Source organism: Actinomadura sp. 7K534 (genome assembly GCF_004348575.1).
Lineage (GTDB): Bacteria > Actinomycetota > Actinomycetes > Streptosporangiales > Streptosporangiaceae > Spirillospora > Spirillospora livida.
The window spans coordinates 1-13,727 of the sequence record NZ_SMKB01000195.1; the positions used below are offsets into that span (position 1 = coordinate 1).

Consider the following 13,727-nt stretch of genomic DNA (forward strand, 5'->3'; position numbering starts at 1 on the left):
GGTGGCGTCCTTGCGGTGGGCGGGGCGCGTTGCCCGCGAACGGGTCGTGGGGGGCGCGCACGTCAGCGGGTTCCCTTGCCGGCGGATCCGACCAGGTGTCCGAACGCGATGACGTTGTCGGTGTAGTGACCGCTGCCGCGGTCGAAGCGCCCACCGCAGGTGATGAGGCGGATCGCCGCGTGGCCGGGGTCCCCGTACACCCGCCGGGTGGGGAACAGGTCCTTGTCGAAGCGCTCGACCGAGTCGATCCGGAAGAGTGCGGTGCGGCCGTCGGCGCGGAGCACGCCCACCCGGTCGCCCGGACGCAGTTCGCCGAGCCGGTGGAAGACCGCCGGTCCGTCCGCGGTGTCCACATGACCGATGATCACCGCGGCGCCCCGGCTGCCGGGCGCGGGCCCCAGCCGGTACCAGCCGGCCTCTTGCGCGCGACTCGGCGGGGGCGTCTCGACGGTCTGGTCCGGGTTCTTGGCCAGGGTCATCAGCGGTGTCCGGACGCCGATCCGGGACACGTCCAGCCGCAGCGGCACCGAAGCCGGCAGTGCGGGCGGCGTGGCGGGCTCGGCGACGTCCGACGCGCTCGCGCCCGTGGCGGGGGGTGCCGGCGGAGCCGCGGTCGCCGGGTGACGCTGGAACGCCTGTGAGCCGAGGAAGGCCGCCGCGGCCAGGCCCGAGAGCCCGACGGCGGCGGCCGCCAGGACACGTGGACTCCGGTCATGACGCTTCACGGGCAGGGCTCCTTCGCGAGGGTGCCGGGGGATACGTCACCCCGGCGGCGATGAGGGGACGATAGTCGCCCAGAGTGAGATTACTGCGGTGATGTGCTGAAAGTCGCAGGTGGGGGGGATGTTGCGAAATGTGATGCCGTTACCCTCAGTGGTTCTCCCGGCGGCGGTGCCAGACGTGCCAACGGATGGACCATGTCCGCCTGTGATTCGACTCATTCATGGCCTGATCTGCGAAAACGAACCGGGCCCGGGAAGAGGTGCCGGAAGGGCCCAGGGTCTGCGGCCGGCCTGGATACAAAGATCGCTGACCGGAAGCGGCCTCCAGGTCAGGCCGAAAATGATCAAAAGAGGACACTCGCCCATCCCCGGCGACCGCGCTGATCAGCTAATCCATGGAGATGGACGCCCGCGGGCGCCGTCGTGAAATGGTCCAGCAATCTTCGCCCGCACCTGTCCGAAATCTGGACCAGACTCCTCCGGGCTTGGACGGTCATGGCGGTCGCGCCTCGAACCGGGCGGACCACCCGATCGGCGGCATCACGGCGGATGAGGCCGCCCGGAGGCCGTTCAGGGGGCGCGGCGGAGGGCCACTAGGGCCACATCGTCTTCTCGGTGGCCGAATTCTGCCAGTAGGCGGTCGCTGAAACGTTCCAGGTCGTCGTCGACCGGGGTGGCTATGGTGCGCAGGCGTTCCAGGTTGGTGCTCAGGGGGATGCCGCGGTCTTCGATCAGGCCGTCGGTGATGAGGACCACCGTGCCGCCCGGGGGGACCTCGGTCTCCTCGATGGCCACGCCGTCGGCGGGGAAGCCCAGGAGGACGCCGCCGCCCTTGCCGTAGCGGGCCTCGCCGTCGGCCAGGTAGAGCGGGGGGAGGTGGCCGGCGTTGGCGACCTGCAGGGCGCCGGTGTGGACGTCGAGGGTCATCAGGCACATCGTGACGGTCTGGTCGTCGTGGTAGCGGAGCATGACGCCGTTCAGGAGTTTCAGGATGGTGACGGCGTCGTGGCCCTCTTCGGCGAAGGCGCGCAGGGCGTGGCGGATCTCGGCCATGACCGTCGCGGCGTGCAGGGAGTGGCCCTGGACGTCTCCGATGGCGACGAGCATGTGGTCGCCGCGGTCGATGACCTCGTAGAAGTCGCCGCCCACCTCCGCCTGGTCGCTCGCCGGTTCGTAGCGGACGGAGAACGTCCAGCCGGGGGCCGTCGGGTGCTCCGACGGGAGCAGGCTGCGCTGCAGGGTGAGGGAGATGAAGTGCTGCTCGGCGAAGGACCGCAGGGCCTCCATCGCCAGGGCCATGGCTTGGCCGAGCTGGCGGAGGATGTTGAGGTCGACCTCGTCGGGCTCTCCGCGGGCCTCGATCCCGATGCAGATCGGGGGGCGGCCGCGCTTCGAGCGGGACATCACGACGGCGACGTCGCCGTGCGCGACCGCGTCGGGCAGGACCGACTTCCACTGGCGCGCTGAGACGAGGGCGACCGTGGTGTCGGGCGCGTCGCCGAGGTCCATCAGGCCGATCAGCTGGTCGAACACGGCGGGCGGGCTCGCGCGCTGCTCTGGTTCGCCGTTCAGGCTGACCGCCCGGCGGGGACGGCCGTCCGGGGCCAGGACGAGCACCGAGGCGGGCTCGCGGAAGATGTCGTAGGCGCCGCGGGCGGCCACCGTGGTCAGTTGCTCGAAGGTCTCCGCGGCGTTGATCGCCAGGGAGGTGCGGGTGAACGCGGAGAGCTGGCCGGCCATGCGTTCGGCGCGCACCCGGGCGCGGTAGTAGCGCATGACGGCCTCGACCGTCGCGATGAACTCGTCCGGGTCGATGGGGTCGGTCAGGTAGGCGTCGGCGCCGCGCTGGAGGCCGTGGGTGCGGTCGGTGACGTCCACCGCCCACGCGGAGATGTGGATGACGGGCATGGACGCGGTCTCCGGCTCCGCCTTGATCCGCGCGCAGACCTCGACGCCGCTCATGTCGGGCAGCTTGACGTCCAGGACGACCAGGTTCACGTCGTGCTCGGCGAGGCGCTGGAAGGTCTCGGCGGCGTTCATGGCGTACACGACCGTGTGGCCCGCGCGCTGCAGCCAGCTGCCGATGATGTACCGCTTGGTGTTGTCGTCGTCGACGACCAGCGCGGTGCAGTGCTCCACGTCCGTCATCGGTCCCCCTGCGTTCGCCGTTCCCTGATCTGCCGCACCGTTTCCGCCAGCATGACCGGATCGATGTGGTCCCTGCTCAGCGTGGCGTCGGCCCTGGGCGGTGGATGGCCGGACGCGGTGCCTTCGGTGACCGCCACCACCATCGCGTCGGGCGGCAGGGCGGTGACGTCGTCGCCGGAGCCGAGCAGGACGAGGTCCGGTGCGTCGGACGCGGCGATGCTCAGCGCGGTGGCGGCGTCCGGGGCCTCGCTCACCCGGCCGGCCCCGCCCTCGACCAGGCTGCGGAGGGTGCGGCGCGGCGCCTCCTCGCCGTGGACGACGAGGACGTGCCGAAGACCGAGGTCGGCGAGCGGCTGGTCTGTGGGCAGCCGGACCGTCACGGTGGTCCCCGCACCGAGGGCGCTGTCCAGGGACAGGTCGCCGCCGAGCAGCGTCACGAGCCGCCGGGCGTAGGGCAGGCCCAGCCCCGTGCCCGCCGCACTGACGCCGGGGACCTGGTAGAACTCCTCGAAGACCCGTTCCTGGTCGGCGGGCGCGATGCCCCGGCCGGTGTCGGAGACGACGAAGACCACGTGGTCCGGGGCGGGCCGGACGGTCAGCCGCACCTCTCCCGCATCGGTGAACTTCAGCGCGTTGCCGAGCAGGTTGCGCAGCACGCGCGTCAGCATCACCTCGTCCGTCACCAGGACGGGCGGGGCGTCGGCGGCGTCCACGCTCAGGGTCAGGCTCTTGCTCTTCGCGATGGGCACCAGCAGCGCGGTCAGCTGGCCCAGCATGGAGTGCGTGTCCGTAAGGCCGAGGCGCGGCTCCAGCCGGCCCTGCTCGGCCTTGGCCATGTCCAGCAGCTCGTCCACCATCCCGAGGAGCGCCACCCCGGTGTCGATGACCAGCGAGACCTGCCGCTGCTGCTCCTCGTCGAGGGCGCCGTTCTGGGGGTCGAGCAGCAGGCGGGCGAGGCCGACGACGCCGTTGACGGGGGTGCGGAGCTCGTGGCTGATGGCGGCCCAGAAGCGGTTCTTCGTCTCGACGGCCTCGCGGAGCTGGTCGGTCTTCTCGTCCAGCTCCGCGTACAGCGCCACGACGCCCTGGTTGGTCTTCTCCAGCTCTTCGGAGAGTTCGGTGTAGAGGGCCATGACCCCCTGGTTGGTCTTCTCCAGTTCGGCGTTGAGGTCTTGGAGCTCCTCGCGCCTGTGCTGGGACTCCTCCAGTGCCTCGATCAGCTCGGCGTTCTGCGTGCGCAGCTCCTCAAGCGCCGAGACGGGGTGCAGCTGCCGCAGCCGGACGCGCAGCTCGTCGAGTTCGCCGTCGGTGATGTAGGCGCCGGCCGGGAGGTTCTTGCGGGTCCGGACGAGGCTGAGCTCGCCGGCGCCGTCCTCCTCGACGAGGTCCATCAGGCGCGCGGCGGCGGTGACGCCCTCCCCGGGCATCACCACGTCCGGCCGGGCGGCGAAGCCGAGCTCGATCACCAGGCCGGGGTTCCCGTCCGGGTTCCGGTCGAACTGGAAGGCGACCGAGACCCGGCCGTAGCAGGAGTACAGCTCACGGCCGAGTTCGCTGAGGGCGGTGGCGACGCGGACCTGGTCGTGGTGGGGGAACCGCAGTGCGGCGGCGACGTGCCGGCCGGCCTGCCGGACGGCGAAGACGCCCTCCTCGTCGGCGAGCTGCAGGCGCATGAGTTCGTCCGCCACGGGTCACCCCCTTCCTGCCGACGTCACCGCGAGCACCGAACGGTCGTCGTGCCTGGAACCGGCGTCTCGCAGCAGGGTCGCCGCGATCAGCAGGGGCTCGCGGTCGAACAGCCCGGGCCGGGCGGCGGGATCCCACCGGTCGGTCAGGCCGTCGGAATGCAGCACGACCGCGGCCCCGGGCGGCAGATCATAGACCTGTTCCCGGACGCGGGCATGCGAACCGGCGATCCCCGGAACCGAGATCATCCCGGTGCGGCGGTCCGGGTGGACGATCCACCCGGAGATGTTCCCGACTCCCGCATAACGTACCCGTCCCCGCTCCGGGACGATCAGCGCGACGGCGACGGCGCCGCCGCGGGTGGGGCGCAGCCGCCGGTGGATCCGTTCGAGGATCTCGGCGGGACGCGCCGGCAGCGCGGTCTCCCGCATCACCTCGACGGCCTCGTGCGCCGCGCGCGCCGCCAGCGGCCCGTGCCCGAGGCCGTCGCAGAGCATCGCGTACACCGCCCCGTCGCGGGTCTCCAGCGCGGCGTAGGCGTCGCCGCATTCCGTCTCGCCGGCTATCGGGCGGGTCACCCCGGCGAACGGCGGGTCGGGCCGGGACGGCGCGGCCGCGGGGCCGTCGGCCGGCTGTCGGAACCGGGCGTAGAGCGTGGTGCCGATCCGGGGGAGGGAGTGGAGGCCGCTGCGGTCGGCCAGCCGCTCGATCGAGCCGAGTCCGAGGCCCAGCGTCCCGCTGGTGGAGTAGCCGCCGAGCCGGGAGCGGGACACGTCGGCGATGCCGGGCCCGTGGTCGACGGAGACGATCTCCAGCGCGGCGGTGGGCCCGTTCCGGACGACGCGCACCAGCATCTCGCCGCGCACCGCGTGCTTGGCGAGGTTGGTGGCGGCCTCGGTGGCCGCGAGCTGGACCTGGCCGAGCCGCTCCCCGGTGAAACCGAGCCGTTGGGCGAACAGGGTGATGCCGCGCCGCACCCCGGCGGCCGCGCTGGCCTCCTCGACGGGGAACCAGCGCGACTCGTCCGCCGCGGGGCTGACGGTCCAGTCGGCGACCGTCAGCGGATCCACTTGACCACCGTCACCGTGGTGCCCTCGCCGGGCTCGCTCTCCAGCGAGAACTCGTCCACGAGACGCCGGGTGCCGGACAGCCCGAGCCCGAGCCCGTTCCCGCTGGACCATCCCTCGACCAGGGCCTGCTCCATGTCGGGGATGCCGGGGCCCTGGTCGGTGAAGACGATGCGGAGACCGTGCTTGCCGCGGTCGCTGACGGTCTGGTCGATGCCCACCGAGCCGCCCCCGCCGTGGACGAGCGTGTTGCGCGCCAGCTCGCTGGCCGCGGTGACGATCTTGGTCTGGTCGACGAGGGAGAAGCCGGCCGAGGCCGCCGCGGTCCGCACGAGCTGCCGCACGCGCACGACGTCGTCGTTGCCGGCGATGGGCATCTCGCCGGCGGGCTCGGTCGTCACCGGCCGTCCAGCGATGACTCGAGCAGCCGCATGCCCTGCTCCAGGTCCAGCGCGGTGCGGACGCCGTCGAGGGACAGCCCGAGTTCCACCAGCGTGATCGCCACGGCGGGACGCATGCCGACGACGACGGTCTCGGCGTCCATCAGCCGCGACATGGCGGCGATGGTGGAGAACATCCGGCCGATGTACGAGTCCACGATGTCGACCGCGGAGATGTCGATGATCACACCCTGCGCCCCGGTCTTGACGATCGAGTCGGCCAGGTCCTCCTGGAGCGCGGCGACGGTCTGGTCCTGCAGGTCGATCTGGATGGACACCAGCAGGAACCGGCCGATCTTGAGGATCGGGATCTGCTGCATCACGCGTCCGTTCCGCCGAGGACGCGCAGGCCGCTGCCGCGCATCGCGTAGGCCAGCGCGTCGGCGAGGGAGGACTTGGTGACGATGTCGCCGAACTCGATGCCGAGCGCCGCGATGGTGTGCGCGATCTGGGGGCGGATGCCGGAGATGACGCATTCGGCGCCCATCAGCCGGGCCGCCATCACCGTCTTCAGCAGGTGCTGTGCGACCTCGGTGTCGACGGCGGGCACGCCCGTGATGTCGATCACGGCGTAGCGGGAGCCGGTGTCGGCGAGCAGCTGGAGCATCGTCTCCATCACCACCTGGGTGCGGGCCGAGTCCAGCGTGCCGACCAGCGGGACGCCGAGGATGCCGTCCCAGAGCTTCACCACGGGCGTGGACAGCTCCAGCAGCTGCTCGGCCTGGTCGGCGATGACCTGCTCGCGCGCGTTGGCGTACGTCTCGAAGGTCGCCAGCCCGAGGTCGTCGATGTAGGCGGAGAAGTCGATGAAGTCGGCGTAGACCGCGTCGCCGCCGGCCCCGTCGAGGTTCTCGTGGACGGCCCGCTTGAGCGCGAACACGGCGATGGCGGTCTCGGTGGGGCTGAAGCCCTGCCGGGCGCGGCTGCGGGAGATGTCGGAGAGCGCCGCGCGCAGTTCCCCCGCGGTGGTGCCGCCGGGGTCGGTGAGCGCCCCCTCGACCAGGCCGTACAGCTCGGTCAGTTCCGAGCGCACCTCGCCCTCGGTGATGCGGCCGCGCGTCCCCTCGGTGACCAGTTCGATCCACCGGCCCAGGACGGCGTCGCGCCGTGAGCGCAGCAGGTGCGACATATGTGGCTCGGCTGTCCCGCTCGACTCACCGCTCATTGTTTCTCCCATCTACAGCTGTCCGCCGGGAAGGGGCCGCATGGACGTGTTTTCCCGCGACTTCTCCCGCAAAGCGGTTGTTTGTCGTGGTGCAACGGTAACCGGCCGCGCCGCCCGAGACGCCGCATCCCCATCCGCATGAGGCCGAGTCAGCTCGGCGGATGTGCCGCCCCATGCCGGTGACCTCGGCGTTTGTACCCGGACCGCATGTGTGCCAGGGCACTCAGCAGAATATGCGGGGCCCGTCCATGCTGTTACCGCCTGGTACGAGGAGTCGGCCCGGCGCGCGGGGGGCCGCGTTCGGGTTTTGGTCTACCGGTCACCGACGCGGCGCTCCAGGGGGTAGACCTGCATCCGTGCAGGTGAGTTATGTGAGCGAGGCCACCCCGGGGCGGCCGAACGAGGACTTCGTGGCGGCGGGGCACGGATGGGTCGTGCTGCTGGACGGGGCGACGGCGCCGCCGGGCGTGGACAGCGGGTGCCGGCACGACCCGGCGTGGCTGGTGCGCAGGCTCGGCGGGTGCATCGCCGCGCTGCTGGCGCCGGAGGACGGCCGGCCGCTCCCCGACCTGGTGGCGGAGGCGATCAAGGTGACGGGGGAGGGGCACGCGGGGACCTGCGACCTGCAGAACCCGGACAGCCCTTCGGCGACGGTGTCACTGCTGCGCCGGCGCGGCGCGGCGGTGGAGTGGTACGTCCTCGCCGATTCGCCGATCGTGGTGGACGCTGGCGAGGTGCGGGTCTTCCGGGACGACCGCGTCGACCACCTGCCGAGCTACACGCTGGAGTCCGTCCGGGAACTGCGGAACAGCCCCGGCGGGTTCTGGGTGGCGAGCACGAAGCCGGAGGCCGCGTACGAGGGGCTGACCGGCGAGGTGCCGGTGGCGGGGCTGCGGCGGGCGGCGGTGCTGAGCGACGGCGCGTCGAGGCTGGTGGAGCGGTTCGGGCGGATGGGCTGGGACGACCTGCTCCGGCTGCTGGACGAGGAGGGCCCGCGGGAGCTGGTCCGGCGGACCAGGGCGGCCGAGGCGTCCGCGACCGGCCCGCGGGGGAAGCGGTACGACGACGCCACCGCGGTCCTCGTCCGGTTCTGACCCTGGAAATCGGTGGCACCGGGGGCGGGCACCATCCTGGAATCTGATTCTAGAATGGGCGCATGGAGTCTCAGGATTTCGCCGACGTGCTCAAGGCCGTCCGCAGCTTCGTCCGCGACCAGGTGATCCCCCGCGAGGAGGAGATCGAGGAGACCGACGCGATCCCGGAGCCGGTGCGGCAGACGGCGCGGGAGATGGGCCTGTTCGGCTACGCGCTGCCCGAGCAGTACGGCGGTCTCGGGCTCACGGTGAGCGAGGAGGTGCGGCTGGTCTTCGAGATCGGCTACGCCAGCCCCGCGTTCCGCTCGATGTTCGGCACCAGCAACGGCATCGCCGGGCAGGTCCTCGTCAACGCCGGGACGGAGGAGCAGAGGGACGCCTGGCTGCCCCGGCTCGCGTCCGGGGAGGTCGTCGGGGCGTTCGCGCTCACCGAGGCCGAGGCCGGCTCCGACCCCAGCACCCTCACCACGAGCGCGGTGCGCGACGGCGACGACTACGTCATCGACGGCGCGAAGCGGTTCATCACCAACGCGCCCGAGGCCGACGTCTTCATGGTCTTCGCCCGGACGGGCGTCCCCGGCTCCCGGGGCATCTCGACGTTCCTCGTCGAGAAGGGCGCGGACGGCCTGACGGTCGGGCCGCCCGACGAGAAGATGGGCCAGCGCGGCGCCCACACCGCCGAGGTGTTCTTCGACGGCGTGCGTGTCCCCGCCCGCAACATGGTCGGGACGGAGGGGACCGGCTTCCGCACCGCCATGGCGTCCCTCGCCCACGGCCGGATCAGCATCTCCGCCGTCTGCGTGGGTCTCGCCCAGAGGATCCTTGACGAGACCGTCGCGTACGCGAAGGAACGCAGCCAGGGAGGGAACACGATCGGCGAATACCAGCTCGTGCAGGGGCTCATCGCCGACTCCCAGGCCGAGCTGTACGCGGGACGCTCGATGGTCCTGGAGGCGGCCAGGGCCTACGACGCGGGGGAGGACACCAAGCTCGGGCCGTCCTGCACCAAGTACTTCTGCTCGGAGATGGTCGGCCGCGTCGCCGACCGCGCCGTGCAGGTCTTCGGCGGCATGGGCTACATGCGCGGCGTGAGCGTCGAGCGCTTCTACCGCGACGCGCGGCTGTTCCGCATCTACGAGGGGACGAGCCAGATCCAGCAGCTCGTCATCGCCCGCACCCTGCTGCGCTGACCAGCGGGGACGCCGTTGGGACGCCGTCCGCCCGGACCCGCGCGTCGCGCACCGGGCGGGCGCCGTCCCCGGCGTCCACGGGCAGTGCGAACGAGTTCGCGTGCGGTCCCGTCTCCGTGTATGGTTTCACTGCGCGAACGACGCAAGCCCCTTTAGCTCAGTCGGCAGAGCGTCTCCATGGTAAGGAGAAGGTCTACGGTTCGATTCCGTAAAGGGGCTCACCACCGCAGAGGCCGTCCCGGTTCGGGGGGGCCTTCGGCGTATCCGGACGGCGTATCCGGGGGGCGGGAATCCCGCGGCCGCCGATTTCGTTCCGTAGAGTGCGCTGTGGTACCGTCCCACCGGTTCCAGTGGACGTTTCGCAGGTCATCGGCCCGCCCGGTAATCTGGAGGCGGTCCTGCGGAACCCGTGGAACCGATGCCCCGATCCCGGTCCGGGTTTTCGTGTTTCCGGGGCGCGGTGCGCATCCGGTATCCTTGCATTCCGGTCCACACCGACCATCACGGCGGGGTAGCTCAGTCAGGCAGAGCAAGCGGCTCATAATCGCTGTGTCGCCGGTTCAAGTCCGGCCCTCGCTACTACCCATGTCTCTCATCCCCGGCCAACGGGGGTGAGCAGGCTGGGTGCGATCACCGGCCGCCCGCACGGGCGGCCGAGGTCCGAAGTCCCATTCCCCAGTAAGAAAGGCACTCCATCGTGGCTGCCACCGACGTCCGGCCGAAGATCACGCTGGCCTGCCAGGAGTGCAAGCACCGCAACTACATCACGCGGAAGAACCGGCGCAACGACCCGGACCGCCTGGAGATCAAGAAGTACTGCCCGAACTGCCGGACCCACCGTCCGCACCGGGAGACCCGCTGACCGAGGCGTCCGGACGGACGCGGCACCGCCCGTCGCACTTCCGCACGGAGCCAGTGCCCGCCGTCCGCCCCGGGACCCGCTGACCGGCACCGCCTGGTCGGGACGTAGTCCCGCCCGCCGCGTCCTCGCGCGGGCCGGAACCGGGAGACCCGCCGGTCGGGCGCGGTGCCGTGGCCCGCAATTCGTCCGTCCCGGCCCGCGGAACACCCGCTTCTTGGCATGCTTGCTCTGACGTGATCAGCCCGTTCTCGCGACACGACACCCGCGAGGGCGGGCTGAACGCCGTTCTGTTACCGTCCGACCGAGACGGAAGCAGCGTGTGCCCAGGCGGGCACCGGGCACCTGTTCGACCTGGAGGGACGGGATTGCATGGCACTCAACCGTGATTTCATCGGGCGGAGCTTCCCGCCCACCGAGCCGTACGAGGTCAGCCGGGTGAAGATCCGCGAATTCGCGGACGCGATCGGCGACCGGAACCCCGTGTACCGCGACCAGGAGGCGGCGAAGGCGGCCGGGCACCCCGACGTCATCGCACCGCCGACCTTCCCCATCGTCGTGTCCCTCGGCAACCCCGCCCTCGCCGACCCCGAGCTCAACCTGAACTACGCGATGGTCGTGCACGGCGAGCAGCGGTTCGAGTACACCCGCCCGGTCCGCGCCGGCGACGTCGTGACCTGCACCTCGACCGTCACCGAGATCAAGTCGATCGGCAGCAACGAGAAGATGGTCGTCGAGACCGACATCAAGACCGTCGAGGGCGAGCTGATCTGCAAGACCTTCAACACGATCGTGGAGCGGGGGGCCTGATGACCGCGAAGGTGAACTACGCCGACGTCGAGGTCGGGACCGAGATCCCCGCGCAGACCTACGCCGTCGACCGCGCCAACCTCGTCATGTACGCGGGCGCGTCCGGCGACTTCAACCCCATCCACTGGCGCGAGTCCGTCGCGAAGGCCGTGGGGCTCCCGGACGTCATCGCGCACGGCATGTACACGATGGCGCAGGGCGGCCGGTTCGTGACCGACTGGGCCGGCGACCCGGGTGCCGTCATCGACTACGGGGTACGGTTCTCCTCACCGGTCGTCGTCCCCGACGAGGGCGGCGCGACCCTGGAGATCAGCGGCCAGGTGGAGGAGAAGCTCGACGACAACAAGGTCGTCGTGGCGCTCACCGCCAGGTCGAACGACCAGAAGGTCCTCACGCGCGCGAAGGCGGTCGTCAAGCTCGCCTGAACCGCACCGTGGCGCCGCGCACCGGCCGGGCCGCCCGGCCGGTGCGGGGACGGCCCGCCGGACGGCGCGGACGGGACGCGGCGAGTGACCGGGCACGCACGGGAGGGAACACGACGTGGCGGTGTTCGCTGAAGAGGTGGACCTGGCCGGATACACCACGCTGCGGCTCGGCGGCCCCGCCCGCCGCTTCGTCGAGGCGACGACCGAGGCGGAGCTCGTCGCCGCGATCCGCAAGGCCGACGACGCGGGCGAACCCGTGCTCGTGCTCGGCGGCGGCAGCAACCTCGTGGTGTCCGACGACGGGTTCCCCGGTACCGTCGTCCACGTCGGCACCCGCGGCACCGAACGCGTCGCCGCCGAAGGCGACACCGTCCTCCTCCGGGTCCAGGCCGGCGAGGACTGGGACCCGTTCGTCGCGCGCTGCGTCGCCGACGGGCTCGCCGGAGTCGAGTGCCTGTCCGGCATCCCCGGCCGCGTCGGCGCCACCCCGATCCAGAACGTCGGCGCCTACGGCCAGGACGTCAGCGAGACGATCGTCGAGGTCCGCGCCTACGACCGGGAGGCCCGCACCGTCGTCGCCCTCGACCGCGACGCCTGCCGCTTCACCTACCGGCACAGCGCATTCAAAGGGCACGACCGGTTCGTCGTCCTCGACGCGACGTACGCGCTCCGCGAGGCCGAGGAGTCGCGGCCCATCGCCTACACCGAGCTCGCGAAGAAGCTCGGCGTCCGGCCCGGGGACAGGGTGACGCTGAAGGAGGCGCGCGACGCCGTCCTCGAGCTGCGGCGCGGCAAGGGCATGGTCCTGGACCCGGCCGACCCCGACACCCGCAGCGCCGGGTCGTTCTTCACCAACCCGGTCCTCGAACCCGGCCAGCTCGCCGAGCTGGAGCGCCGCGTCGCCGACCGCCTCGGACCGGACGCGACGTTCCCGCGCTACCCGGAGTCCGGCGGACGGGTCAAGACGTCCGCCGCCTGGCTGATCGACCGCGCCGGCTTCGGCAAGGGCCACGCCGCCGGCCCGGCGCGCATCTCCACCAAGCACACCCTCGCCCTCACCAACCCGGGCGGCGCCAGCACCGCCGACCTCCTGGCGCTCGCCCGCGAGGTGCGCCGCGGCGTCCGCGAGGCGTTCGGCGTCGAGCTGGTCAACGAGCCGGTCCTGGTCGGCGTGACCCTCTGACCCGCGGGTTGGTAGCCTGGCGGGCGTCGAGGGGGAGTAGTCCCAATCGCGTGATCGACATACTGGCGCCGCCGACGGCGCCCGGTCACGCGGGCCTCCGCAAGCAAGGGCCGCGCTCAGCCGGGCCCGCGAGGCGGACGAGACCCTCGGCCCGGCAGTCGTGCCGGGCCGAGGTCGCGCGCCCGAACCCCCGCCCTCGCCCGGCATCCGAGCGAGAGGTAACCCGTTGTCCGCCTTCCTCATCAGCCTGGTCGTGATCTTCGTCGCCGAGCTGGGCGACAAGAGCCAGCTCATGGCGATGACCTTCGCCACCCGCTTCCGCGCGCTGCACGTGCTCATCGGCATCACCGCCGCGACCGCGGTCGTCCACCTGGCGAGCGTCGCCCTCGGCGCGGCGCTCGGCGCCGCGCTCCCGACCGGCCCGATCTCCATCCTCGCCGGCGTGGCGTTCCTCGGCTTCGCGCTGTGGACGCTCCGCGGCGACGAACTCGACGACGACGAACGCGACCGGGCGCGGCGCGCCACCGGCTCGGCGATCCTGGCGGTCGGCGGGGCGTTCTTCCTCGCCGAGCTGGGCGACAAGACCATGCTCGCCACCGTCACCCTCGCCGCCGACCACGGCGGCCTCGCGGCGCTGGCCGGCGTGTGGGCCGGGTCGACGATCGGCATGGTCGCCGCGGACGCGCTGGCGATCGTGGTCGGACAGGTCCTCGGCAAGAAGCTCCCCGAACGGGTCATCAAGTACGGTGCCGCCGCCGGCTTCGCGGCGTTCGGCGTGCTGCTGCTCGTCGAGGGCATCAGGGCCTGACCCGCCTCCCGGCCCGCTCGGCGGCTGAAACGGCCGCCGAGCGGGAACCATGGAGGCAGGGCCCTTGAGGACCGCGGGGCCGGCCGCGGCGGGGCCCGGACGGGAGTACGACCGTGGCCCCACCCGCACC

The 13,727-nt window shown here is 71.8% G+C and carries 14 protein-coding genes and 2 tRNA genes; 9 read left to right on the forward strand and 7 right to left on the reverse strand.

The window, feature by feature from the left end:
• Positions 1-62 precede the first annotated feature (62 nt).
• The 7 genes from E1266_RS28360 to E1266_RS28390 form a co-directional block, all read right to left on the reverse strand.
• Positions 63-725: a class F sortase gene (locus E1266_RS28360; protein ID WP_243718986.1), complete on the reverse strand. Its 663-nt coding sequence runs from the start codon at positions 723-725 to the stop codon at positions 63-65.
• A gap of 567 nt (positions 726-1,292) precedes the next feature.
• On the reverse strand, positions 1,293-2,870 hold the full coding sequence (locus E1266_RS28365) for a fused response regulator/phosphatase (RefSeq protein ID WP_132052185.1): 1,578 nt from the start codon (positions 2,868-2,870) through the stop codon (positions 1,293-1,295).
• A complete protein-coding gene (locus tag E1266_RS28370) occupies positions 2,867-4,558 on the reverse strand; it encodes an ATP-binding protein (protein ID WP_207945962.1) in 1,692 nt (563 codons plus the stop codon). Before E1266_RS28370 ends, E1266_RS28365 begins: the two co-directional genes overlap by 4 nt.
• A gap of 3 nt (positions 4,559-4,561) precedes the next feature.
• The gene (locus E1266_RS28375) at positions 4,562-5,626 is read right to left on the reverse strand and encodes an ATP-binding SpoIIE family protein phosphatase (RefSeq protein WP_132052186.1); all 1,065 of its coding nucleotides are present in this window, start codon (positions 5,624-5,626) and stop codon (positions 4,562-4,564) included.
• Entirely contained in the window at positions 5,614-6,024 is a 411-nt protein-coding gene (locus E1266_RS28380) for an anti-sigma regulatory factor (RefSeq protein WP_279436354.1), read from the reverse strand. The genes E1266_RS28375 and E1266_RS28380 overlap by 13 nt, the downstream gene beginning before the upstream one ends.
• Positions 6,021-6,383, reverse strand: coding sequence for an STAS domain-containing protein (locus tag E1266_RS28385; protein WP_165966244.1), 363 nt, complete (start codon positions 6,381-6,383; stop codon positions 6,021-6,023). Before E1266_RS28385 ends, E1266_RS28380 begins: the two co-directional genes overlap by 4 nt.
• On the reverse strand, positions 6,383-7,228 hold the full coding sequence (locus tag E1266_RS28390; protein ID WP_243718988.1) for an STAS domain-containing protein: 846 nt from the start codon (positions 7,226-7,228) through the stop codon (positions 6,383-6,385). The genes E1266_RS28385 and E1266_RS28390 overlap by 1 nt, the downstream gene beginning before the upstream one ends.
• 371 nt (positions 7,229-7,599) lie before the next feature.
• On the opposite strand from E1266_RS28390, the gene E1266_RS28395 reads away from it, so the two are divergent.
• The 9 genes from E1266_RS28395 (at position 7,600) to E1266_RS28435 (ending at position 13,597) form a co-directional block, all read left to right on the forward strand.
• On the forward strand, positions 7,600-8,322 hold the full coding sequence (locus E1266_RS28395) for a protein phosphatase 2C domain-containing protein (RefSeq protein WP_243718990.1): 723 nt from the start codon (positions 7,600-7,602) through the stop codon (positions 8,320-8,322).
• A gap of 62 nt (positions 8,323-8,384) precedes the next feature.
• Entirely contained in the window at positions 8,385-9,512 is a 1,128-nt protein-coding gene (locus tag E1266_RS28400; protein WP_132052192.1) for an acyl-CoA dehydrogenase family protein, read from the forward strand.
• A gap of 146 nt (positions 9,513-9,658) precedes the next feature.
• A tRNA-Thr gene (locus E1266_RS28405) sits at positions 9,659-9,731 on the forward strand.
• Positions 9,732-10,017: 286 nt separating this feature from the next.
• Positions 10,018-10,091, forward strand: a tRNA-Met gene (locus E1266_RS28410).
• Between the two features lie 118 nt (positions 10,092-10,209).
• Complete coding sequence (rpmG, locus tag E1266_RS28415; protein WP_026404241.1) at positions 10,210-10,374, forward strand: 50S ribosomal protein L33; 165 nt, start codon at positions 10,210-10,212, stop codon at positions 10,372-10,374.
• Positions 10,375-10,743: 369 nt separating this feature from the next.
• Complete coding sequence (locus tag E1266_RS28420) at positions 10,744-11,181, forward strand: MaoC family dehydratase N-terminal domain-containing protein (RefSeq protein ID WP_132052194.1); 438 nt, start codon at positions 10,744-10,746, stop codon at positions 11,179-11,181.
• Positions 11,181-11,606 (forward strand): MaoC family dehydratase, encoded by a 426-nt coding sequence (locus E1266_RS28425; RefSeq protein ID WP_132052196.1) that lies wholly within the window; start codon positions 11,181-11,183, stop codon positions 11,604-11,606. Before E1266_RS28420 ends, E1266_RS28425 begins: the two co-directional genes overlap by 1 nt.
• Positions 11,607-11,721: 115 nt before the next feature.
• Positions 11,722-12,789 (forward strand): UDP-N-acetylmuramate dehydrogenase, encoded by a 1,068-nt coding sequence (locus E1266_RS28430; RefSeq protein ID WP_132052197.1) that lies wholly within the window; start codon positions 11,722-11,724, stop codon positions 12,787-12,789.
• A 226-nt stretch (positions 12,790-13,015) separates the two neighbouring features.
• Positions 13,016-13,597 (forward strand): TMEM165/GDT1 family protein, encoded by a 582-nt coding sequence (locus E1266_RS28435; RefSeq protein ID WP_132052199.1) that lies wholly within the window; start codon positions 13,016-13,018, stop codon positions 13,595-13,597.
• Positions 13,598-13,727: the final 130 nt, after the last annotated feature.

Excerpts from the sequence above, each read along its gene's own strand:
- E1266_RS28365 (WP_132052185.1), bottom strand. The coding sequence starts at position 2,870 with ATGACGGACGTGGAGCACTGCACCGCGCTGGTCGTCGACGACGACAAC.
- E1266_RS28385 (WP_165966244.1), bottom strand. The coding sequence starts at position 6,383 with ATGCAGCAGATCCCGATCCTCAAGATCGGCCGGTTCCTGCTGGTGTCC.
- E1266_RS28390 (WP_243718988.1), bottom strand. The coding sequence starts at position 7,228 with ATGAGCGGTGAGTCGAGCGGGACAGCCGAGCCACATATGTCGCACCTG.
- E1266_RS28400 (WP_132052192.1), top strand. The coding sequence starts at position 8,385 with ATGGAGTCTCAGGATTTCGCCGACGTGCTCAAGGCCGTCCGCAGCTTC.
- E1266_RS28420 (WP_132052194.1), top strand. The coding sequence starts at position 10,744 with ATGGCACTCAACCGTGATTTCATCGGGCGGAGCTTCCCGCCCACCGAG.
- E1266_RS28425 (WP_132052196.1), top strand. The coding sequence starts at position 11,181 with ATGACCGCGAAGGTGAACTACGCCGACGTCGAGGTCGGGACCGAGATC.